The organism is Leifsonia sp. ALI-44-B, assembly GCF_001984125.1.
In the GTDB taxonomy this organism is placed as follows: domain Bacteria; phylum Actinomycetota; class Actinomycetes; order Actinomycetales; family Microbacteriaceae; genus Okibacterium.
On the sequence record NZ_MTQL01000006.1, the window covers coordinates 610572 to 630734 of the forward strand.

Sequence of the window (20163 nt, forward strand, 5' to 3'; positions counted from 1 at the left end):
GACTAAGGCTGCCTCACTTCCAGGAGGCGACCAGCTCCGCGATCACGGGCACGGGGTGCGACAGGCGCCACAGCGGCCCGGGGTCGGGCAGCGACGCTCCGAGCAGCGCCGGGGCATCGCGTTCGGCGCCCGCGGCCGTCACGGTCGCCGTGCCGATGCGCTGGCCCTTCGTCGCGATCCGCACCTCCTCGAGCGTCACGACGGGTTTGGCCGTGTCGGTCTTCCACACCATGCGCGGCGCGAGACGTCCGGCCACCACGTCGGCCTCGCGCCCCCAGGCCGAGGTCACGGTGCCGAGGACCGTGCCCGCGGGCAGCGGCGGCGCGATCTGCACGCCGGCCTGCGCCGAGTCCATGAGCGCCCGCACGCTCGCCTCCAGGCTGTCGTAGTCGGGCTGCCCCACGTAGGCGCCGTAGAAGGTGAGGCTCTGACCCTCTTTGGAAACCGTCGCGGCGTAGAGGAAGCTGACGCCCGCGGCATCCGTGTAGCTGCGCGAGAGGCCCGTGACACCGAGGTCGGCAAGGTAGGCGGTGGTGTTGTCCACGCCGCGCCGGGATGCCAGAGCCGTCGACGGGTTAGAGACGATCGCCGAGATGGCCTCGTTATCGTCGGCCAACTGGGCGATGCGCGCGAGATCGGATGCCGTTGCCACCGACTGATCGGACAAACCCGTCGCGTCGGCCAACGTCGTGTTCTGCATACCGTTTTCGCGCAGCCAGGCGTCGGCCTGGGTGACGAACTCCTCGGTGCTGCCGAACGCCCAACGCGCCAACGAATCGGCATGGTTGTTCGACGAGCCGAGCAGCAGCGCCTGCAGCATCTCGAGCTGCGTCCAGTTCTCGCCGAGGAAGACGGGCACCGTGCGCGCGCCGTTCTTCGCGTAGTCGGTGTAGGAATCGAAGTCGGCGCGCCCGATCGGGAGCGTGGCCCCCTGCTCGCCCGCGCCCAGCGGATGCTTGTCGAGCACGACGAGCGCCGTAATGACCTTGACCGTGCCGGCGGCCGGCAACGGGTCGGACGTGCCCGCCGTGGCGATGGGCTCATCGACGCCGGCCAGGGTCACGGCCGAGGAACCGGTTTCGGGAAGTGCGACAGGTGTGCCCGCGACGTCGCTGGTCGCGGCGGCGGCGGGTTCGAACGTGGCGGCCGGCAGCGGGCCGATGAGTGTGGCCGGGCCATAGAGGCCGACGGCCAGGATGACGAGGGTTCCGAGCGGGATTCCGATGATGCGGCCCCACCGCGCACGGGGTCGGTAAGAGGCACTCATGTGGTCAGAGTAACCGGATGACCGGGCGTGGGCGTTTAGCCCCACCCGAGTTCGTGCAACTTCTCGTCGTCGATGCCGTAGAAGTGGGCGATCTCGTGCACCAGGGTGACGTGGATCTGGTCGCGCAGCTCGTCGAGGTCGCGTGAGATGGCGAGGAGGGGTTCGCGGTAGAGGATGATGCGGTCGGGCATTTCGCCGAAGCCGTACTGGCCGCGCTCCGTTAACGCGACGCCGTCGTAGAGGCCGAGGAGGTCGAGCGAGCCGTCTTCGGGGCGGTCCTCGACCACGAAGACGATGTTGTCGAGGCCGTCGACCATGTCGTCGGGAAGTTCGTCGAGTTCGTCGACGACGAGCTGTTCGAAGGGTTCCGCTGCAATGTCGAGGGGTTCGAGCGCTTCTGCGTCTGACTCGGGGACGTCGGCGCCGCTGTCGTCCTGCGCCTGTTCGTCGCCGTCTTCGAAACCGGGGTGCGTCGACATCGGAGCCTCCGGTCACATGCGTGCGGATGGGGATCGATCACCCGGCCGAGACGCGAACGCGACCCGCCGGAACCAGATCGAATCTGGCCGTGAATCCTACTTGGGGTGAGTAACGGGGCTTGAACCCGCGACCTCCTGAACCACAATCAGGCGCTCTACCAACTGAGCTATACCCACCATGCGCGTCTGAATCCCTCTCGGGCTCGAACGCAACTAGAAAAGTGTATTACATATCCAGAGCGAACTTGTCCACACTCGCCTGTGCGGCGATTTTCGCCTCGTCGCTCGAGGGGCCGGGGTCGGCCACGAACACGGCGTGGCGGTAGTAGTCGAGCTCGCGGATCGACTCGAGGATGTCGGCAAGCGCGCGGTGGCCGCCGTTCTTCGAGGGGGCATTGAAGTACACACGCGGGAACCAGCGCTTGGCCAGCTCCTTGATCGACGACACGTCGACGTTGCGGTAGTGCAGGTGCGCGTCGACGCGCGGCATGAACTTGGCGAGGAACGCGCGGTCGGTGCCGATGCTGTTGCCGGCCAGCGGGGCCTTCAGCTGGTCGGGCACATGCTTGAGGATGTACTCGAGCGTTTCGTATTCGGCCTCGGCCAGGCTCACGCCATTCGGGATCTCTTCGAGAAGCCCCGAGGTCTGGTGCATGGTCGTCACGAACTCGCCCATGTTCGCCAGCGCCGAGGCATCTGGCTTGATGACGATGCTGATGCCCTCGTCGACAGGCTTCAAGTCGAAGTCGGTGATGACCACGGCGATCTCTACCAATTCGTCGACGGCGAGGTCGAGGCCGGTCATTTCACAATCGATCCACACGAGGCGGTCTGTAACGCTACCCATGCTTCGATCCTAGTGCGGGCCCCGGACATAGGATTGAGCGCGTGACCGTGACCCTCGCCATCCTGCTTCTCGTCAACGCCGTCTGGAACGCCATCGTGTGGCCCAAGTTCTACAAACGCGTCAGCAAAGATGCACGCGCGCGGGATGCCGCGGGCAAGCCGACGAAGTTCCTGATCGTGCACGCCGTGCTGATCGGCATCTCGCTTCTCATCGCCCTCGTGTCGGCCGTCTTCGGCGTGATCGGCCTCGTTCAGGCCTGAGACCGCCTGGCGGCTGCGATAACCTGGAGGGGCAACCCTTCGCCTCCGTAGCTCAGGGGATAGAGCAGGAGCCTTCTAATCTCTTGGTCGCAGGTTCGAATCCTGCCGGGGGCACGATTTTTGTGCGGCGAGTATCGCCATGCACCTCAGTCGGTGCGGATGACGGCGTCGGCGCGGGCTCGATAGTCGGCTCGCGCCAGATAGTGCCGCCACTGTGCGTCCCACATCTCCCAGTGCTCGTCGAAGGTGCCGGCATCCCGGTCGAGGGCGCGGCGCTTGCGCGTCACGTCGGATGCCTCCACCCACACGAGCACCGTGGCGGGGTCGTCTGCCCAGCCGCTGGCCGCGCCGCACCCCTCGACGATGAGCGGATGTCCCGGCGGAATGTCGCGCCATCCGGCCGACGCGTCGGCTGCCCAATCCCAGAGTGTGTGGCCCGAAGGCTCGCCGTGACGCCAGGGGGCCAACACATCGCGCGCCAGGATGGTGGTTGCCTGCTCGAGTCCGCTCCAGCCCGGGTAGATCTCATCCATGCGAATGAGGATGGCGCCCGTGTCGGAGAGCGAGGCGTGCAACTCGTCCGCGAGCGTCGATTTGCCCGAGCCGCTGGGGCCGTCGATGAGGAGCAGCCGCGCGGCCGGCCCGGGCGGTGTCGACGACGAATGGGTTGTCGATGGCGGCGCAGAAAAGGTCGCGCCGTCCCCGAGGCGAGCAGATCGATCGTCCGGGGCCGCCGTCCAGGCAGCGCCGTCCCCGAGACGAGCAGATGGGAGATCGGGCATTGCCGCCCAGGCGCGCCGCACGAGATCTGCGAGGGAGGCGATGTCGGTCATGAGCCTCCCAGGATGAAGTTCCAGGTGCCCGCCGAGATGCTGACGACGACCGCCGCGGCGGCGATTGCCGTGCCGATCAGGATGAGCACGGCATCCGCTCGGTGGAAGCGTGAGACGCGCGCCCAGGTGCGCGGGATGGTCGAGCCGAAGCCGCGGGCCTCCATGGCCGTGGCCAGCTTCGAACCGCGCCGGATGGCGAGCACGAGAAGCGCGATGCTCTGACCCGCGAACCGGCGCAGGCGGCCGGAGTCGGCGACACCGCGTGCCCGACGCGTGAGAGCCAGGGATCGCCAGTCGTCGACGAAGAGGCCGACCATGCGCAGGCCGGCGAGGGCACCGAGGACGAAACGTGCAGGGAGCTTCACGATCTGGGCGAGGCCGTCGGCCAGATCGGTGGGGTCGATCGTGACGAAGAGGACGACAGCGGGCAGGGCGATGGCCACGATGCGCAGGGCCGTTGCGACGCCGATCGCGATCGAGCCATCCGTGACGTGCAGGATGCCGAACTGCACGTAGGTGGCACCGGACGCCTGCCCGTAGAGCACCATGCTGAGCCCGGCGAGCGGCGCGGCCAGCCAGATGGGCAGGGTGCGGCGCCAGAATTGGCGCCAGCCGAGGCCGGCCCAGCCGAGAAGCGCGAGTTCGAGGAGGAGAGCGACGGTGGCCGAAAGCCAGTCGAGCGTGAGGACGAGGGCGAGGCTCAGCGGGATGGTGGCCGCGAGTTTGGCGACCGGGTTGACGCGGTAGATGACGGGGCCGGGGCGGGTGCGTTCGGCGGGGTGCTGCACGCGTGCCGTGGCGGCTGACGGGATTGTCATGCGATCACTCCCCCGAATCGCTCGTCCGTTCGCAGGACGGCGGACGATGCGCGCACCTCGAGGCGCCGGTCGGCCAGCACACGCACGAAGTCGGCGTCGTGGCTGACGGCCACGATCGAGGTACCGCCGTCGCGGAGTTCGGCGAGCAGGGCCACGAGTTCGCGCCAGGTGCGGGCATCCTGCCCGAAGGTGGGCTCGTCGAGCACGAGCAGGTGGGGCTCGGTGACGAGGGCCGTGGCGACCGAGAGGCGCCGTTTCTCGCCGCCCGAGAGCGTGTAGGGGTTGGCCTCGGCCAGATGCGCGAGCCGCAGGCGCTCGAGCACCTCGTCGACGCGGTCGAGGATGTCGGCGGGCAGCGCCCGGCGTGAACGTCCGCCCGCGACGGCACGCGGACCCACCAGCAGGTCTTCGCGCACGGTCGACTTGAGGATCTGGTGCTCGGGGTCCTGGAAGACCATGCCGATGCGGCTGAGGAGCTCTCGCGATCGCCAGCGGTGGGGTGAGACATCCACACGGTTGTCGCCCCGGAGCAGGTCGCTCGCGGTCACTGAGCCCACCTGGGGGGCAAGCAGGCCCGCGAGAGTGAGGGCGAGGGTCGATTTGCCGGCGCCGTTCGGGCCCTCGATCGCGAGGAGTTCTCGGTTGCGCAACTCGAGCGCGAGATCGGTCTGCACAGGATGCTGGCCGGGGCGCCCGACGGACAGGCCGATTGCCCGCAGCAACACGCCCTCGTCGGCACCAGCACCAGAACCAGCGCCAGCGCCAGAACCCGCACCAGAACCCGCGAAAGTACCAGCACCAGTAGCGGAGCCCGAAGAGATGCCCGAACCCGTTCCCGGCTGGGTACGCCGCACGGGAGCCTCGGGGCGCCACCCGGGCACCCACACGCCCGCGTCGCGTAAACGCTCGGCCGTCGCGGCATCCCCCAACACCCGCTCGATCGAGCCGTCGGCGCTGACGCCACCGTTCGGTTCGAGCACGACGACACGATCGACGACCGAAGCCCAGGTGTCGACCCGGTGTTCGATTACGACGAGCGTCGCGCCCGTGCGCTCGAGCACGCGCGTCACGGCATCCCGCACCTCGGCCACCCCCGCGGGATCGAGATTGGCCGTGGGCTCGTCGAGCAGCAACAGCCCGGGATGCATCGCCAGCACCCCGGCCAGCGCGAGCCGCTGCTTCTGCCCGCCCGACAACTGCGACGTCGGATGATCGAGCGCCACGTCGAGCCCCACCGCATCGAGCGCCCAAGCGACACGTCGCCAGATCTCGTCCCGGTCGACGCCGAGGTTCTCGCAGCCGAACGCCACGTCGTCTCCGACGCGCGCCAGGATCACCTGCGAGTCCGGGTCTTGCAGCACGAGACCCGCACGACCGCGCACGGCGGCGGGCAGCATCCCATCGATCAGAAGTGAACCCCGCGATTCACCCTCATCGGCGGTGTCGCCGAGCACGCCCGCCAAAGCATGGATGAGCGTCGATTTGCCCGCCCCCGACGGGCCGAGCAGCAGCACGCGCTCCCCCGGCTCGATCGACAGGTCGAGCCCATCGACCGCCCACGCGAGCCGACTGGCGTGCCGGAACGCCCAGCCGCGGGCCTCGACCCCGGCCGGGCGGACCGACGCCGTCTTGTCGTCAGACACGTCGAGCGGATGCCCGTCCCGACGCGAAACGGTCGAGCGCGCCCGTGCGAGCGAGCCCCTTGGCCGCGAGCCACGGCAGCACACCGGCGACGATGGCACCGCCCACGATGGCCGAGATCGTGTAGACGGCGATGAAGCCGAACGCCGAGCCCGGGTACCAGAGCACCAGGTCGTTGATGGCCATGGCGAGACCCGCTCCGGCGCCCGCGAGCATGGCGACGGGCAGGTTCCAGACGCGGTAGAAGAACAGGAGGAAGATGATTTCGGCGCCGAGACCCTGCACGATGCCGGCCTCGATGGTGAGGAATCCTCCCCATTGGGTGCCGACGAGGGCCGAGACGGCCGCCGCGACGGTTTCGACGAAGATTGCCGCGCCGGGTTTGCGGATGACGAGGGCGCCGAGAACTCCGGCGGCCACCCACAGCGTGGCGAGCGACGCCTGCAGGCCGGGCAGGAACTGGAACGGGGCGCTGATGGCGCTCCATCCGAGTCCCCAGGCCCAGAAGACGATGCCGGCAGCGACGCCGAGCACGCTGGCCACGACGATGTCGACGACCCGCCAGCGGAACGGGCTGGGTGCGGCCGGAGCCTGCGGTTGTGCGAGTGATTCAGTGCGCGTTGACACGATACGTGCCCCTTCTATTCGGTGAATGAGGGCACGGGTAAGGAGATGGATGCCTCCCTGCGCTGGCATGATCCAGATCAGGTTCGACGGTCGAAGGTTGAGAACCTTCCTCTCAGCCCGGCTCACCGGACTCCCGTGTTGACAAAATTATAGCCCCGCGGCGAGTCGCCGCGGGGCCGGGAAAGTGAGGGCTACTTCTTGAGCGCCTTGATGATGCGCGCGAGGGCCTTACCCGTGACCCAGATGGCCGGAATGCCGACGGCCAGGAGCGAGACGACGTTGGGCTCGAAGCGGATGCCGTCGGCCGCCTTGACGTATGCGCCGATCGGGATCGAGGCACCACCGCCGCCACCGCCGGAACCCGAACCGGCGACGTTCTCGTCGCCGTCTTCGATGTTTTCGCCTTCGCCGGCGCCGAAGCCGTACCAGGTCAGGGCGACGGGAATGAGGGAGCCCCCCTCGAACTCGACAGGCTCACCGTAGACGGTTGAGACGCCGAGCGATTTGAAGGAGTTGGCCAGGTCGAGAGAAAGGTTGCTCATGCCCCAAAGTTACTCTGTGGCGCTTCCCCGTCCAAGGGGTTGCGGTCGGCATCTCGACGCGCTTGGTCAGCCCGCTGGGCGGATGCGGCGGCCGCCCGATCGCGCCCCGTGCGCGTCGTCCCGCTGAGAAGCGCCGCCGAACCGATCGCACCCGTGCCGAACTTCTTGCGCAGCGAGTCGATCATGGTCTCGGCCTCGCGCCACTCTTCATCGGGATCCCACAGCAGGGCTCCGCGGCCACCCTCGGTCAGCTGCTCGGCGCGCACGCCGATGAGGCGGATGGCGCGGCCGTCGGTGTGCAGCGCATCGAACAGGTCGGCGGCCTCTTCATAGAACCGCTTCGACACATTGCTCGGGTCTTCGAGCGTGCGGGACCTCGTGACGGTCGTGAAATCGGAGTAGCGCACCTTGATCGACACCGTGCGCCCCGAGAGACCCGCCGCGCGCAGGCGCTGCCCGACGCGATCGGACAGGCCGAGGATCTCGCGCCTGATGCGCGCCGGCTCGCGGATGTCTTCGTCGAACGTGACCTCGTGGCCGACACTCTTCTCGGTGGACTGCGTGACGATGCGCCGGTCGTCGATGCCGCGTGCGAGCTCGTGCAGCTTGCGCCCCGTTGCCGCCCCAACCGCGCGCTCGAGCACCGACAGCGGTGCCGCGGCAACGTCGCCCACCGTGCGCAGACCCATGCGCAGCAACGATTCTTCGGTGCGCCCGCCCACGCCCCACAGCGCGCGGATGGGAAGCGGATGCAGGAACTGCAGCGTCTCGGCCGGAGGCACGACCAGCAGCCCGTCGGGTTTCGCGGCCGACGACGCGAGCTTGGCGACGAACTTCGACCCCGCGGCCCCGACCGAACATGTGAGCCCTGTTTCTTCGTGCACGCGACGTCGCAGCATGCGGCCGATCTCGGCGGGTGTGCCGAGCAGCCGCCGCGCGCCGGCCACATCGAGGAACGCCTCGTCGATCGAGAGCTTCTCGACGAGCGGCGTCGCCTCTTCGAAGATCGCCATGACGCGCTTCGAGAAGTGACTGTAGCGCGCGTGATGCGGCTCGAGGATGACGGCCTGCGGGCACAGACGGATGGCCTTCGACACGGGCATGGCGGCCGTCACGCCGTAGCGCCGGGCCTCGTAGGTGGCGCTCGTGACGACCGAGCGGCCCGTTGGGTTGCCGATGATGACGGGTTTGCCTCGCAGCTCGGGGTAATCGAGCAATTCGACCGACGCGAAGAAGGCGTCCATATCGATGTGCAGAATGTGCGCGCCCTCGCCCGAGGCGTCGTCGTCGGAGACGCGACGCGAGAGACCATCTTGGCGGGACACACTTCATTGTCTCAGGCGCCACCGACATTCGAAGCGGCTGCTGGAGCCCGGGAATGGCTCGCGCGCCCGGGCGTTACAGTGGTCGGGGACACACCGACCGGGAGGCACCGATGACCGACTACGACTGGCTGGCGCTGCAGCGCACCGCGCACGAAGAATTCACGCGCCGCCTCGAGCAGGTCACCGATTGGGATGCCCCGACGCCCGACACCGACTGGAACGTGCGCCAGCTCGTGCAGCACGTGATCGACGAGCAGCAGTGGGTGTCCGCACTGCTCACCGGCATGACCACGCGGCAGGCACAGGGGTTGCTCAACCCGCTGTCCGATGACCTGAAGGCCGAGTGGCACCGACACTCGGAGCGGGCCGCGAACGCGTGGCAGGAAGCATCCCACGACGCGCCCGTCCACCTCAGCTACGACACCGTGACCGTGCGCGAATACTTGGCCGAGCAGGTGTCGGATGTCGCGATCCATACGTGGGATCTCGCGAAGGCAGTCGGCGCCGACGACAAGCTCGACGACGACCTGGTCGAGGCCGTGTGGAGCGTTTTCGCGCCCCAGAAGGAGACGCTCGAGGCATCCGGATTATTCGCCTCGCCCGTCGCCGTCGACGAAAACGCGCCGCTGCAGTCGCGCCTGCTCGCCCTCACGGGTCGCGACGTGCGCGCGCCGTTCGGCAACTAGGTCACCCTTCACACGAGCGCCTCGACGATCGGTTCGAACCAGGCTTGGAACGCGTCCGCGTCATCCCGCAACGACGAGCTCACGACGATGGTATCCGGCGCCACGACCCAGCCGCCGTACTGCGAGAGCGGCAGCACCGTGAGGTCGACGCGGAACGAGTTCGATTGCCGGCGCAGTTGTAGCTGTCGGCGCTGCACGAGGCGGTAGATCGTCGGGAGCGACGACCCGCGCTGCCGCACCGAACGCTCGTATTCGGCGTGACGGTCGACGGTCCAGCGCATGGCCGCGTCGTAGTGCCGATAGAGCAGCTCTTGCAGCTCGAGGGCCCGGTCGAACACCTCGAAGTGCGGCGGGCGCACGGGCGACATGAACGGGCGCGTCTCGCGCAGGATGATCCCGGCCCACCATCCGCGCCACTGTGCCGCCAGCGCGACCCGGTCGATTCCCTCGAGAGCTTCGTCAGCGAGCGCGGCGGGCGCAGGCACGGGCGCCGGATGCACGGGCGGGATCGTTTCGGCGCACTCCCCCGCCAGGCCGGCCAGATCGCGCAGGGCAAGCGCGAGCAGCACGTCCCAGGGACAGTCCTCTGTGACCTGCCAACGGATCGTACCCTCCACGAGCATGGCGACATCGTAGACCGCGCTTCCCGGCACGCGCGAGGGGGTTGAGCCGGTGTTTAACGGCTCAACCCCCTCGACGTGTCACGGGGCTGAAAGCGCCCGCGGCGGGTGACTATTCTTCGACGGCCGCTGCCCGCTCGAGCACGAGTTCGCGCACGCGCGCGGCGTCGGCCTGGCCCTTCATGGCCTTCATAACTGCGCCGATGACGGCGCCGGCGGCCTGCACCTTGCCGTCTTTGATCTTGGCGAGCACGTCGGGCTGCGACAGCAGCGCCTCGTCGATGGCCGCGATGAGCGCTCCGTCATCGGACACGACCGCGAGGCCCCGCTTGTCGACGACTTCCTGCGGGGTGCCCTCGCCGGCGATGACGCCTTCGAGCACCTGGCGGGCGAGCTTGTCGGTCAGCGTGCCGTCGTCCACCAGACGTGTCAGCGCCGCGACCTGCGCGGGCTCGACAAGCGAGGATGCCTCGACGCCCTGCGCGTTAGCGAGACGCGAGATCTCGCCGGTCCACCACTTGCGGGCGGCCTGCGGGGTTGCGCCGGCCGTGACGGTCTCGGTGATCTCGGTGAGCAGACCGCCGTTGACGACATCCTGGAACTCGAGATCGGTGAAACCCCACTCGCCCTTGAGACGGCGACGACGCGCGGCGGGGGGCTCTGGCAGTGCCGCACGCAGCTCTTCGATCAGCTCGAGAGACGGCTCGACGGGCAGCAGGTCGGGCTCGGGGAAGTAGCGGTAGTCGTCGGCGTCGGACTTCGGACGACCGGCCGAGGTGGCGCCGGTGTCTTCGTGCCAGTGCCGCGTCTCCTGCGTGATGGTGCCGCCGCCCTTGAGGATGGCCGCCTGCCGCTGGATCTCGTAACGCACGGCACGCTCGACCGAACGGAGCGAGTTCACGTTCTTGGTCTCGGTGCGCGTGCCGAGCTTCTCCTGGCCGCGGGGGCGCAGCGACACGTTGGCGTCGCAGCGCAGGTTTCCGCGTTCCATCTTGGCTTCGGAGATGCCGAGCGACACGACGATGTCGCGGATGGTGGCCACATAAGCCTTGGCGATCTCGGGCGCGCGGTGCTCGGCGCCGTAGATGGGCTTGGTGACGATCTCGACGAGGGGCACACCCGCGCGGTTGTAGTCGACCAACGAGTACTCGGCGCCCTGGATGCGGCCCGTCGAACCGCCCACGTGGGTGAGCTTTCCGGCGTCTTCCTCCATGTGCGCGCGCTCGATGGGAACCGTCACGATGGTGCCGTCGGACAACTCGACGTCGACCGAGCCCTCGAAGGCGATGGGCTCGTCGAACTGCGAGATCTGGTAGTTCTTCGCCAGGTCGGGGTAGAAGTAGTTCTTGCGGGCGAACCGGCTCGACGGTGCGATCTCACAGCCGAGCGCGAGGCCCAGGCTGATCGAGTAGCGCACGGCCTGGCCGTTGACGACGGGCAGCGAACCGGGCAGGCCGAGGCACACGGGCGACACGTTGGTGTTGGGCAGCGAGCCGAACTCGTTGGGCGCGTCGGAGAACATCTTGGTCTTGGTCGACAGTTCGACGTGCACCTCGAAACCGAGGACGGGTTCGAACAGTTCGAGTGCTTCGTCGAAGTCGAGCAACCGATCCTTCGCCATTATTTGCCTCCCAGGGCAGGTGCTTCAGAAATGAGGGTGTGGCCGCGCGCGTCGTCGAGGAGCGTCTCGAGCGCCGCGCCGACGCGGTACAGACGGGCGTCTTCGCGGGCCGGGGCCATGAACTGGATGCCGACGGGCAGGCCGTCCTCGGGGGCGAGACCGATGGGCACGCTGATGCCCGGAACGCCCGCGAGGTTGGCGGGAATCGTGGTCAGGTCGTTGAGGTACATGGCCAGCGGGTCGCCGAGCTTCTCGCCCAGCTTGAACGCGGTCGTCGGAGCGGACGGCGTGGCGATCACGTCGACCTGCTCGAAGGCGGCGTTGAAGTCGCGCTGGATGAGCGTGCGCACCTTCTGCGCGCTGCCGTAGTACGCGTCGTAATAACCGGCGCTCAGGGCATACGTGCCGAGGATGATGCGTCGCTTGACCTCGGGACCGAAACCGGCCTCACGCGTGGCCGACATGACCTGCTCGACCGTGCCGCCACCCTCGGGCTGAACCCGCATGCCGAAACGCACCGAGTCGAACTTGGCGAGGTTGCTGGATGCCTCGGCGGGCAGGATCAGGTAGTAAGCCGACACCGCGTACTCGAAGTTCGGGGCCGAGATCTCGACGACCTCTGCGCCCTGCGCCTCGAGCTGCTGCACGGCCTCGTCGAAGCGGCTCTTGACGCCCGCCTGGAAACCGTCGCCCTGGAATTCGCGCACGAGGCCCACCTTGAGGCCGCGCAGCACCTGACCGGTGGCACCCTCGCGGGCGGCCGCGGCCATGGAGGGCCACTCGTCGCGCAGCGAGGTGCTGTCGCGCGGGTCGTGGCCGCCGATGACGTCGTGCAGCAGACCGGCGTCGAGCACCGTGCGCGTGACGGGGCCGACCTGGTCGAGCGAGGAGGCCAGCGCGATGGCGCCGTAACGGCTGACGCCGCCGTAGGTCGGCTTCATGCCGACGGTGCCCGTGACGTGCGCGGGCTGACGGATGGAGCCACCCGTGTCGCTGCCGAGCGCGAGGGGCGCCTCGAAGGCTGCGACGGCCGCGGCCGAACCGCCGCCCGAGCCGCCGGGGATTCGCGTCAAGTCCCACGGGTTCTTGGTGGGGCCGTATGCCGAGTGCTCAGTGGAGGAACCCATGGCGAATTCATCCATGTTGGTCTTGCCGAGGGGCACGAGGCCGGCCTCGCGCGCACGCTTGACGACCGTGGCGTCGTAGGGCGACATGTAGCCCTCGAGGATCTTCGAGCCCGAGGTGGAGGGCATATCGGTGGTGACGAGGACGTCTTTCACGGCCAGGGGCACACCGGCGAGTTCGCCGAGCTGCTCACCGGCGGCGCGGCGCTCGTCGATGCGCTCGGCCTGCTGGATGGCGTGGTCTGAGACGTGCAGGAACGCGTGCACGTCGCCGTCGACCGCTGCGATGCGGTCGAGGTGCGCGCGCGTGGCCTCGACAGCGCTGATCTCGCGCGACGACAGCTTCTCGGCCAGTTCGGCCGCGGTCATACGGATGATGTCGCTCACTGTTCCTCCCCCAGGATCGCCGAGACCTTGAAGCGGTTGTCGGCGTGTTCGGGCGCGTTCTGCAGCGCCTGCTCGATGGTCAACGTCTCGCCCACGACGTCGTCGCGGAACACGTTGGTGAGCGGGATCGGGTGGCTGGTGGCGGGAACGTCGTCGGTGGCGACCTCTTGCACCTTCTGGATGCTGTCGACGATCTGCCCGAGCTCTGTCGTGAGGCTCTGGATTTCGTCGTCGCCGAGGTCGATCCGGGCGAGGTTGGCGAGATGCGCCACCAGCTCCGGCGTGATTTCAGACATAACACTCCATCTGATTGGGGGTGGTGTGCCCTAATTCTATGGCCGACGCGCGTTCTGCCGGGTGCCCTGATCGCGCTCGACACCTAAAGTGGAGGCGTGAACCTCGAAGCGACCAACGAAGACGCGAAACCCTGGCTCAAGAGTTATGCCGAGGGGGTGCCCACCGACATCCCCACACAGAGCGGATGCCTGGTCGACCTCGTCGACGAATCGGCGGCCCAGTACGGCCGCACCGCCGCTCTGGAGTTCTTCGGCCGCACCACGAGCTACGACGAGCTGGTCGAGCAGATCGCGCGTGTAGCCGAGGCCCTGCGCCGGCTGGGCGTGTCGAAGGGCGACACAGTGGCCATCGTGCTGCCGAACTGCCCGCAGCACATCGTGGCGTTCTACGCCGTGTTGCGGCTCGGCGCCATCGTGGTCGAACACAACCCGCTCTACACGGCGCGCGAGTTGCGGCACCAGTTCGAAGACCACGGCGCCAAGACGGCCATCGTGTGGAACAAGGTCGTGCGCACCGTTCAGGAGTTCCCCTCGGATGTCGCGGTCGACACGCTGATCTCGGTCGACGTCACACGCGCCATGCCGGCGCACACGCGAGCGGCCCTCACACTTCCCATCAAGAAGGCGCGCGAATCACGCGCTGCGCTCACCGAGAAGGTGTCGGGAACGGTGCTGTGGGAGAAACTGGTCGCCTCGAGGAAGCTCGACGCGAAGCATCCGCGCCCCGAGACGGGCGATCTCGCGATCATCCAGTACACCTCGGGCACGACGGGAACACCCAAGGGTGCCGCCCTGACGCACGGCAACCTGCTCGCCAATGCGGCGCAGTCGCGCGCGTGGGTGCCCACAATCGAGCGCGGCAATTGCACGGTGTATGCCGTGCTGCCCATGTTCCACGCCTACGGACTCACGCTGTGCCTCACCTTCGCGATGAGCATGGGCGCGCGGTTGGTGCTGTTCCCGAAGTTCGATCCGGACCTGGTGTTGAAGGTGGCGGCCAAGCGACCGCCGACGTTCCTGCCCGCGGTGCCGCCCATCGCCGACCGCCTGCTGCGCGCGGCGACCGAGCAGGGCGTTTCGCTGAAGGGCATCGAGATCGCCATCTCGGGCGCTATGACGTTGCCCGAGACGCTCGTCGAGCCGTGGGAGGCCGCGACCGGCGGGTTCCTCGTCGAGGGTTACGGCCTGAGCGAGTGTTCGCCGGTGTTGATGGCGAACCCGGTGGCCGACAATCGCAAGGCGGGCACGGTCGGTTTGCCGCTTCCCGGTACCGAGGTGCGCGTGGTCGATCAGGATGACCCGCGCGAGGTCCTGCCGATCGGTTCCGAGGGCGAGCTGTTGGTGCGCGGTCCCCAGGTGTTCGGTGGGTACTACCGCAAGCCCGACGAGACGGCGGCTGTTTTCGTCGACGGCTGGTTCCGCACGGGCGACATCGTGTCGCTCGACGAGGACGGTTTCGTGAGCGTCGTCGACCGCATCAAGGAGCTGATCATCACGGGCGGATTCAACGTGGCGCCGACCGAGGTCGAGAACGCGCTGCGCATGCATCCGTCGGTAGCCGATGCGGCCGTCGTGGGCGTGCCGTCGGTGCATTCGGGCGAAGATGTCGTGGCCGCTGTCGTTGCAGCGCCGGGCCAGACGATCGATGCCGAGGCGCTACGCGCGTTTGCGCGCGACCAGCTGACGCCCTACAAGGTTCCGCGCCGCATCGTGGTCGTGGACGAGCTGCCCGTGTCGCTCATCGGCAAAGTTCTGCGCAAGAAGGTGCGCGAGAGCATTATCGCGGGCTAGCTGTCAGCGTTCGTCGCGCCGCCAGACACGCAGGCGCGACAACCCGCTCACGCCCTGATAGGACGCCGCCTTCACCTCACCGCCGTGCGGGGGCGCCCCGAGCTAGTCAGCCGCTGGGTCCGAAGCCTCCGGCGACTCCGCGTCAGAACCCTCGTCCAACGCGGCCGGGCCTTCCTGAAGGAGCAGCGCGAACTGCTCGGCGTCGATGATGCGCACGCCGAGGGCCTCGGCCTTGGCGAGCTTCGACCCGGCGCCCGGGCCCGCGGCGACGAAGTCGGTCTTCTTCGAGACGCTGGATGCGGCCTTGCCGCCCGCCTGCACGATGGCCTCGAGGGCACCCTCTCGCGAGAAACCCTCGAGCGACCCCGTGGCCACGACCGTGACGCCCGAGAGCACTCCCCCGGCCTCGGTGGCGGCCCCGGGCCCCGGGTGCCCGGGCGTCGAGAACTGCACGCCCGCTGCGGCCCAGCGCTCGACGATCTCGACGTGCCAGTCGACCTCGAACCACGCGATGAGCGCGTCGGCGATGATGCCGCCCACGCCGTCGACGGCCGCGAGTTCGTCGCGCGAAGCGGCCCGGATCGCGTCGAGCGACCCGAAGTAGTTGGCCAGGGCGCGCGCCGCGACGGGCCCGACGTGCCGGATGCTGAGGCCCACGAGCATGCGCCACAGCGGCTTGGTCTTGGCGGCCTCGAGGTTGGCGAGCATCTCGTGCGCGGTCTTCGACGGAACCGAGGTCTCGTCGCCGTCGAACACGTCGGCCGACGGGTCATGCGCGCCGTCTCGCTTGACGTTGCGACGGCGGCGGAACGGAGTGTCGCGCTTGGGTTCGCCCTGCTCGGTGAGCTTGGGCATGCCCGTCTCGGAGTCGCGCACGACGACCTCGATGGGGAAGATGTCGGCCATCGTCAGGTCGAACAGCCCGGCCTCGGTGGCGAGCGGCGGCGTCTCGGGCACGGCGGGCTGCGTGAGCGCCGCGGCCGCGACCTCGCCGAGCCCCTCGATGTCGAGCGAGCCGCGGGAAGCGATGTGTTCGACCCGCCCGCGCACCTGAGCCGGGCAGCTGCGCGCGTTGGGGCAGCGCAGGTCGATGTCGCCCTCTTTCGCGGGCTTCAGCGGGGTGCCGCATTCGGGGCATTCGGTGGGCATGACGAACTCGCGCTCGGTGCCGTCGCGCAGCTCGATGACGGGCCCGAGCACCTCGGGGATGACATCGCCCGCCTTGCGCAAGACGACCGTGTCGCCGATGAGCACACCCTTGGCCTTCACGACCTGCTGGTTGTGCAGCGTGGCCTGGCGCACCTCGCTGCCGGCCACCTCGACCTTTTGCATGACGGCGAACGGCGTGGCGCGGCCCGTGCGGCCCACGCTCACGACGATGTCGAGCAGCTTGGTGTTGACCTCTTCGGGCGGGTATTTGTAGGCGATGGCCCAGCGGGGCGCCCGCGAGGTGGCGCCCAATTCTTCGTGCAGGCCCAGGTCGTCGACCTTGATGACGATGCCGTCGATCTGGTGCTCGACCGAGGCGCGCTGCTCGCCGTATTTCTTGACGAACCCGGCGACCTCGTCGATGGTGTCGAAGACCCGGAAGTGGGTGGAGATGGGAAGACCCCACTGCTCGAGCAGACCGTAGACCTCGGATTGCGAGGTGACCTTCGTGTCGCGCTCGAGCTCGCGCACGGGCCAGGCGCCGATGCCGTGCACGAGCATGCGCAGGCTCTTCAGGCGGTTCTGCATGAGAGCGAGCTTCTCGGCGCTCTTGCCCTCTTCTTTCTGGCGCAGCGACCCGGCGGCCGCGTTGCGCGGGTTGGCGAACACTCGCTCGCCGGCCTGGCGCTGGCGCTCGTTGAGCTGGTCGAACAACTCGACCGGGAAGAAGATCTCGCCGCGCACCTCGACGAGGGGCGGATGACCTGAGCCCGCGAGCCTCTCGGGGATCGTGCCCATGGTGAGCACGTTGCCCGTGACGTCTTCGCCCACGACACCATCGCCGCGCGTGGCGGCCGTGACGAGCACACCGTTCTCGTAGCGCAGGTTGATGGCGAGGCCGTCGATCTTCAGCTCGCTGAGGAAGCGCACGCGCTCGGAGCCCGCATCGCGCTCGACCTTGGCGGCCCACTCGGCCAGCTCCTCTTGACTGAAGACGTTGTCGAGGCTGAGCATGCGCTCGGCGTGCTCGACGGGCGCGAACTGTGTCGTCTCTGCACGGCCACCGACGGTCTGCGTGGGGCTGTCGGCCTTCTGCAGCTCGGGGTGCAGCCGCTCGAGCTCGTCGAGACGGCGCACCATGGCGTCGTAGTCGGCGTCGCTGACCGTGGACGCGTTCTTCTCGTAGTACTCGTCGCGCAGCGTGAGGATGCGGTCGGTCAGCTCGGCGACCTCGTCGCGCGCTCGCTCGAGCTCGGCGACCTCGTCATCGGTGCGCTCGTCGACGGGGGCTGAAGAATCGCGGCTCGTGCTCATGGCACCAGTTTAGAGATCACCACCGACAAGCGAACGGGGTTGCGCCCAGCGCCCGAGCCCGGCAGCCCGGCAGCCGGACGGCCGGGCGGCCGGGCACCTCTCGGCTAGACGCCTACCGGCACCGCGCTGACGGTGCGGTCGATCGTGAACTGTCCGAGAACGCGGGTGCCGACGTAAATGACGGCGGTCTGGCCGGGGGCCACACCGTTCAGCGGGATCGCGGGGGTGACGACGAACTCGTCGCCGTTCTCGGTCGACTGGATGCGCGCGACGGCCGGCACGGGGTCGGCGTGTGCGCGAATCTGCACCTCGCAGTCGAACGATTCTTCGGGATGCTGCTGCGGAAGACCTGCCCAGGTGTAACGGCTTCCGGCAATCTCGGCGATGGCCAGCGCCTCCTTGGGGCCGACGACGACCTCGTTGGTCTTCGGGCGGACCTCGAGTACGAAACGGGGACGGCCGTCGGGGGCCGGCACGCCGAGGTTCAAGCCGCGGCGCTGGCCGACCGTGTAAGCGTGCGCGCCCTCGTGGGCGCCCACGGTGTTGCCCTCGCGGTCGATGATGGCGCCGTCGGCAATGCCGACACGCTCGCCCAGCCATCCCTTCGTGTCGCCATCGGGGATGAAGCAGATGTCGTGGCTGTCGGGCTTCGAGGCCACGCTGAAACCGCGCTCGGCGGCCTCGGCGCGCACGAGCGCCTTCGACGGGGTCTCGCCAAGCGGGAACATCGAGTGCGCCAGCTGCTCGGCCGTCAGGACGCCGAGCACATAGGACTGGTCCTTGGCCCAAGCACTCGCGCGGTGCAGCTCGCGGTTGCCCTGGTCGTCCGTGACGATGGTGGCGTAGTGGCCCGTGCACACGGCGTCGAAGCCGAGGTCGATGGCCTTCTCGAGCAGCGCCGCGAACTTGATCTTCTCGTTGCAGCGCATGCACGGGTTGGGCGTGCGCCCGGCCGAGTACTCGGCGATGAAGTCGTCGACCACGTCGAGCTTGAAGCGTTCGGAGAAGTCCCACACGTAATAGGGGATGCCGATGATGTTGGCCGCGCGCTGGGCGTCGGTCGAGTCTTCGATGGTGCAGCAGCCGCGGCTGCCCGTCCGCAGGGTGCCCGGCATGCGACTCAGGGCCAGGTGCACACCGACCACCTCGTGACCGGCGTCGACCGCTCGGGCGGCAGCCACCGCAGAATCGACACCGCCAGACATCGCCGCAAGAATTTTCATCCGATAAGTCTACGCGCGTGTGAGAGCGGATGCGTCGGGGCCGTTGTACCCGCGCCGGGGAGTGTCAGCGCGGGACGACGGCGCGGTCGGCGTGACCGGCCTTGCGCGCCTGCGCGTACGCCGACGGCAGGGCGGCCAGCAGCGCGTCGACGTCGGAGTCGGTGCTGCCGTGACCGAGTGTCATGCGCAGGGCGCCGCGCGAGGCATCCTCGTCGCGGCCCATGGCGCGCAGCACGTGGGAGGGCTCGGGGATGCCCGCCTGACACGCCGACCCGGTCGAGACTGCCACCCCCGCCATGTCGAGGAGGAAGAGAAGCGAATCGCCCTCGCATCCGGGGAAGGAGAAGTGGGCGTTGGTGGCCACGCGGGAGTCGCCCGTCGGACCATTCAGAACGGCGTCGGGGACCGCCGCGCGCACCCCGTCGACGAGCCGGTCGCGCAGCACGGCAAGACGCGGGCCCTCGGCGGCCATGCGCTCGACCGCCGAACGCGCGGCGGCCGCGAATGCCGCAGCGGCCGCGACATCCTGTGTGCCCGATCGCACCTGACGCTGCTGCCCGCCGCCGTGCACGAGCGCCTCGATGGTAGCGCGCCGCGAGAGAACGAGCGCGCCCGCGCCGACCGGTCCACCGATCTTGTGCGCCGACACGCTGAGCGCCACGAGACCCGCGCCGCCGGTGCTTCCGCTCGCGGCGCGCACCCCGGCCAGGTCGATGGGCACGTGACCGTAGGCGGCGACGGCGTCCACATGGAACGGCACGCCGAAGCGGGCGGCGAGCGCCGACATCCGCTCGATGGGCTGGATGCTGCCGACCTCGTTGTTCACCCAGATGCTCGTGAGCAGCGACACGCGGTCGCCGTTGTCGAGGAGTTCGCGTTCGAGGGCGTCGAGCAGCACGAACCCGTCGCCGTCGAGGGGCAGCCAGTGCACCTCGGCCTGCTGCCGGTTGACCAGCCATTCGACGGCGTCGATCGTGGCGTGGTGTTCTCCCCCGGGCGCGAGGATGAGGGGCCGCTCCTCCCCGACGTTGCGCGCCCAGTGCAGCCCCTTGATGGCCGCGTTGATGGCCTCGGTGCCGCCCGACGTGAAGACCACCTCGATGGGGTCGGCGCCCACGCTCGTGGCAACGGTTTCGCGGGATTCTTCGAGCAGACGCTTGGCCTCTTGCCCCGCCGAATGGATCGAGGACGGGTTGCCGAACGTGCCGAGGGCGCGCGTGTAGGCGTCGATCGCCTCCGGCAGCATAGGGGTGGTTGCCGCGTGGTCGAGATAGACCGCCATATCGTGCTCCTCAGACGCATTCAGGTGCTCG

General features: G+C 68.6%; 19 protein-coding genes, 2 tRNA genes and 1 riboswitch. Of the genes, 4 read left to right on the forward strand and 17 right to left on the reverse strand.

The window, feature by feature from the left end:
* Positions 1-13 precede the first annotated feature (13 nt).
* From ALI44B_RS03850 to orn, 4 genes are all read right to left on the reverse strand, one after another.
* Positions 14-1267: a D-alanyl-D-alanine carboxypeptidase family protein gene (locus tag ALI44B_RS03850; protein ID WP_077053383.1), complete on the reverse strand. Its 1254-nt coding sequence runs from the start codon at positions 1265-1267 to the stop codon at positions 14-16.
* A gap of 35 nt (positions 1268-1302) precedes the next feature.
* Entirely contained in the window at positions 1303-1584 is a 282-nt protein-coding gene (locus tag ALI44B_RS03855) for a metallopeptidase family protein (protein WP_496507425.1), read from the reverse strand.
* Between the two features lie 263 nt (positions 1585-1847).
* A tRNA-His gene (locus tag ALI44B_RS03860) sits at positions 1848-1923 on the reverse strand.
* A 49-nt stretch (positions 1924-1972) separates the two neighbouring features.
* The gene (gene orn / locus ALI44B_RS03865) at positions 1973-2593 is read right to left on the reverse strand and encodes an oligoribonuclease (protein ID WP_077053384.1); all 621 of its coding nucleotides are present in this window, start codon (positions 2591-2593) and stop codon (positions 1973-1975) included.
* Between the two features lie 41 nt (positions 2594-2634).
* Here orn and ALI44B_RS03870 point away from each other — a divergent pair, with 41 nt between their 5' ends.
* Both ALI44B_RS03870 and ALI44B_RS03875 read left to right on the forward strand, forming a co-directional pair.
* Positions 2635-2853 carry an SCO4848 family membrane protein gene (locus tag ALI44B_RS03870; RefSeq protein WP_077053385.1) on the forward strand — a complete coding sequence of 73 codons (219 nt, stop codon included), beginning with the start codon at positions 2635-2637 and terminating at the stop codon, positions 2851-2853.
* Between the two features lie 41 nt (positions 2854-2894).
* Positions 2895-2967 (forward strand) — tRNA-Arg (locus ALI44B_RS03875).
* A 32-nt stretch (positions 2968-2999) separates the two neighbouring features.
* Here the strand turns inward: ALI44B_RS03875 and ALI44B_RS03880 are convergent.
* From ALI44B_RS03880 to ALI44B_RS03905, 6 genes are all read right to left on the reverse strand, one after another.
* Positions 3000-3686: an AAA family ATPase gene (locus ALI44B_RS03880; protein WP_238592043.1), complete on the reverse strand. Its 687-nt coding sequence runs from the start codon at positions 3684-3686 to the stop codon at positions 3000-3002.
* Positions 3683-4504, reverse strand: a complete 822-nt coding sequence (locus ALI44B_RS03885) for an energy-coupling factor transporter transmembrane component T family protein (RefSeq protein WP_077053386.1) — start codon at positions 4502-4504, stop codon at positions 3683-3685. Before ALI44B_RS03885 ends, ALI44B_RS03880 begins: the two co-directional genes overlap by 4 nt.
* A complete protein-coding gene (locus ALI44B_RS03890; RefSeq protein ID WP_077053387.1) occupies positions 4501-6147 on the reverse strand; it encodes an ABC transporter ATP-binding protein in 1647 nt (548 codons plus the stop codon). The genes ALI44B_RS03885 and ALI44B_RS03890 overlap by 4 nt, the downstream gene beginning before the upstream one ends.
* Positions 6140-6772, reverse strand: a complete 633-nt coding sequence (locus ALI44B_RS03895) for an ECF transporter S component (RefSeq protein ID WP_077053388.1) — start codon at positions 6770-6772, stop codon at positions 6140-6142. The genes ALI44B_RS03890 and ALI44B_RS03895 overlap by 8 nt, the downstream gene beginning before the upstream one ends.
* A gap of 37 nt (positions 6773-6809) precedes the next feature.
* Positions 6810-6919, reverse strand: a riboswitch (TPP riboswitch).
* 44 nt (positions 6920-6963) lie between these two features.
* The gene (locus ALI44B_RS03900; protein WP_077053389.1) at positions 6964-7314 is read right to left on the reverse strand and encodes a hypothetical protein; all 351 of its coding nucleotides are present in this window, start codon (positions 7312-7314) and stop codon (positions 6964-6966) included.
* Positions 7311-8639: a DNA polymerase IV gene (locus tag ALI44B_RS03905; protein WP_077053390.1), complete on the reverse strand. Its 1329-nt coding sequence runs from the start codon at positions 8637-8639 to the stop codon at positions 7311-7313. Before ALI44B_RS03905 ends, ALI44B_RS03900 begins: the two co-directional genes overlap by 4 nt.
* Positions 8640-8749: 110 nt before the next feature.
* On the opposite strand from ALI44B_RS03905, the gene ALI44B_RS03910 reads away from it, so the two are divergent.
* Positions 8750-9325 carry a TIGR03086 family metal-binding protein gene (locus ALI44B_RS03910; protein WP_077053391.1) on the forward strand — a complete coding sequence of 192 codons (576 nt, stop codon included), beginning with the start codon at positions 8750-8752 and terminating at the stop codon, positions 9323-9325.
* A gap of 8 nt (positions 9326-9333) precedes the next feature.
* Here the strand turns inward: ALI44B_RS03910 and ALI44B_RS03915 are convergent, their stop codons facing one another.
* The 4 genes from ALI44B_RS03915 to gatC all read right to left on the reverse strand — a co-directional run bounded on the left by ALI44B_RS03915 (position 9334) and on the right by gatC (position 13373).
* Positions 9334-9948: a hypothetical protein gene (locus tag ALI44B_RS03915; RefSeq protein WP_077053961.1), complete on the reverse strand. Its 615-nt coding sequence runs from the start codon at positions 9946-9948 to the stop codon at positions 9334-9336.
* A gap of 109 nt (positions 9949-10057) precedes the next feature.
* The gene (gene gatB, locus ALI44B_RS03920) at positions 10058-11566 is read right to left on the reverse strand and encodes an Asp-tRNA(Asn)/Glu-tRNA(Gln) amidotransferase subunit GatB (protein ID WP_077053392.1); all 1509 of its coding nucleotides are present in this window, start codon (positions 11564-11566) and stop codon (positions 10058-10060) included.
* The gene (gatA, locus tag ALI44B_RS03925; protein WP_077053393.1) at positions 11566-13077 is read right to left on the reverse strand and encodes an Asp-tRNA(Asn)/Glu-tRNA(Gln) amidotransferase subunit GatA; all 1512 of its coding nucleotides are present in this window, start codon (positions 13075-13077) and stop codon (positions 11566-11568) included. The genes gatB and gatA overlap by 1 nt, the downstream gene beginning before the upstream one ends.
* Entirely contained in the window at positions 13074-13373 is a 300-nt protein-coding gene (gatC, locus tag ALI44B_RS03930; protein WP_077053394.1) for an Asp-tRNA(Asn)/Glu-tRNA(Gln) amidotransferase subunit GatC, read from the reverse strand. Before gatC ends, gatA begins: the two co-directional genes overlap by 4 nt.
* Positions 13374-13469: 96 nt before the next feature.
* On the opposite strand from gatC, the gene ALI44B_RS03935 reads away from it, so the two are divergent.
* Entirely contained in the window at positions 13470-15164 is a 1695-nt protein-coding gene (locus tag ALI44B_RS03935) for a long-chain-fatty-acid--CoA ligase (RefSeq protein ID WP_077053395.1), read from the forward strand.
* 102 nt (positions 15165-15266) lie between these two features.
* Here the strand turns inward: ALI44B_RS03935 and ligA are convergent, their stop codons facing one another.
* The 3 genes from ligA to ALI44B_RS03950 all read right to left on the reverse strand — a co-directional run bounded on the left by ligA (position 15267) and on the right by ALI44B_RS03950 (position 20132).
* The gene (ligA, locus tag ALI44B_RS03940; protein WP_077053396.1) at positions 15267-17627 is read right to left on the reverse strand and encodes an NAD-dependent DNA ligase LigA; all 2361 of its coding nucleotides are present in this window, start codon (positions 17625-17627) and stop codon (positions 15267-15269) included.
* 104 nt (positions 17628-17731) lie between these two features.
* Positions 17732-18850 carry a tRNA 2-thiouridine(34) synthase MnmA gene (mnmA, locus tag ALI44B_RS03945; protein WP_077053397.1) on the reverse strand — a complete coding sequence of 373 codons (1119 nt, stop codon included), beginning with the start codon at positions 18848-18850 and terminating at the stop codon, positions 17732-17734.
* 64 nt (positions 18851-18914) lie between these two features.
* Positions 18915-20132, reverse strand: coding sequence for a cysteine desulfurase family protein (locus ALI44B_RS03950; RefSeq protein ID WP_077053398.1), 1218 nt, complete (start codon positions 20130-20132; stop codon positions 18915-18917).
* Positions 20133-20163: the final 31 nt, after the last annotated feature.

Coding starts and splice junctions, on each gene's coding strand:
- ALI44B_RS03910 (WP_077053391.1), top strand. CDS start 8,750: ATGACCGACTACGACTGGCTGGCGCTGCAGCGCACCGCGCACGAAGAA.
- ALI44B_RS03915 (WP_077053961.1), bottom strand. CDS start 9,948: ATGCTCGTGGAGGGTACGATCCGTTGGCAGGTCACAGAGGACTGTCCC.
- ALI44B_RS03880 (WP_238592043.1), bottom strand. CDS start 3,686: ATGACCGACATCGCCTCCCTCGCAGATCTCGTGCGGCGCGCCTGGGCG.
- ALI44B_RS03900 (WP_077053389.1), bottom strand. CDS start 7,314: ATGAGCAACCTTTCTCTCGACCTGGCCAACTCCTTCAAATCGCTCGGC.
- gatB (WP_077053392.1), bottom strand. CDS start 11,566: ATGGCGAAGGATCGGTTGCTCGACTTCGACGAAGCACTCGAACTGTTC.
- ALI44B_RS03950 (WP_077053398.1), bottom strand. CDS start 20,132: ATGGCGGTCTATCTCGACCACGCGGCAACCACCCCTATGCTGCCGGAG.
- ligA (WP_077053396.1), bottom strand. CDS start 17,627: ATGAGCACGAGCCGCGATTCTTCAGCCCCCGTCGACGAGCGCACCGAT.
- ALI44B_RS03855 (WP_496507425.1), bottom strand. CDS start 1,584: ATGGTCGACGGCCTCGACAACATCGTCTTCGTGGTCGAGGACCGCCCC.
- mnmA (WP_077053397.1), bottom strand. CDS start 18,850: ATGAAAATTCTTGCGGCGATGTCTGGCGGTGTCGATTCTGCGGTGGCT.
- orn (WP_077053384.1), bottom strand. CDS start 2,593: ATGGGTAGCGTTACAGACCGCCTCGTGTGGATCGATTGTGAAATGACC.
- gatC (WP_077053394.1), bottom strand. CDS start 13,373: ATGTCTGAAATCACGCCGGAGCTGGTGGCGCATCTCGCCAACCTCGCC.
- ALI44B_RS03885 (WP_077053386.1), bottom strand. CDS start 4,504: ATGACAATCCCGTCAGCCGCCACGGCACGCGTGCAGCACCCCGCCGAA.
- ALI44B_RS03850 (WP_077053383.1), bottom strand. CDS start 1,267: ATGAGTGCCTCTTACCGACCCCGTGCGCGGTGGGGCCGCATCATCGGA.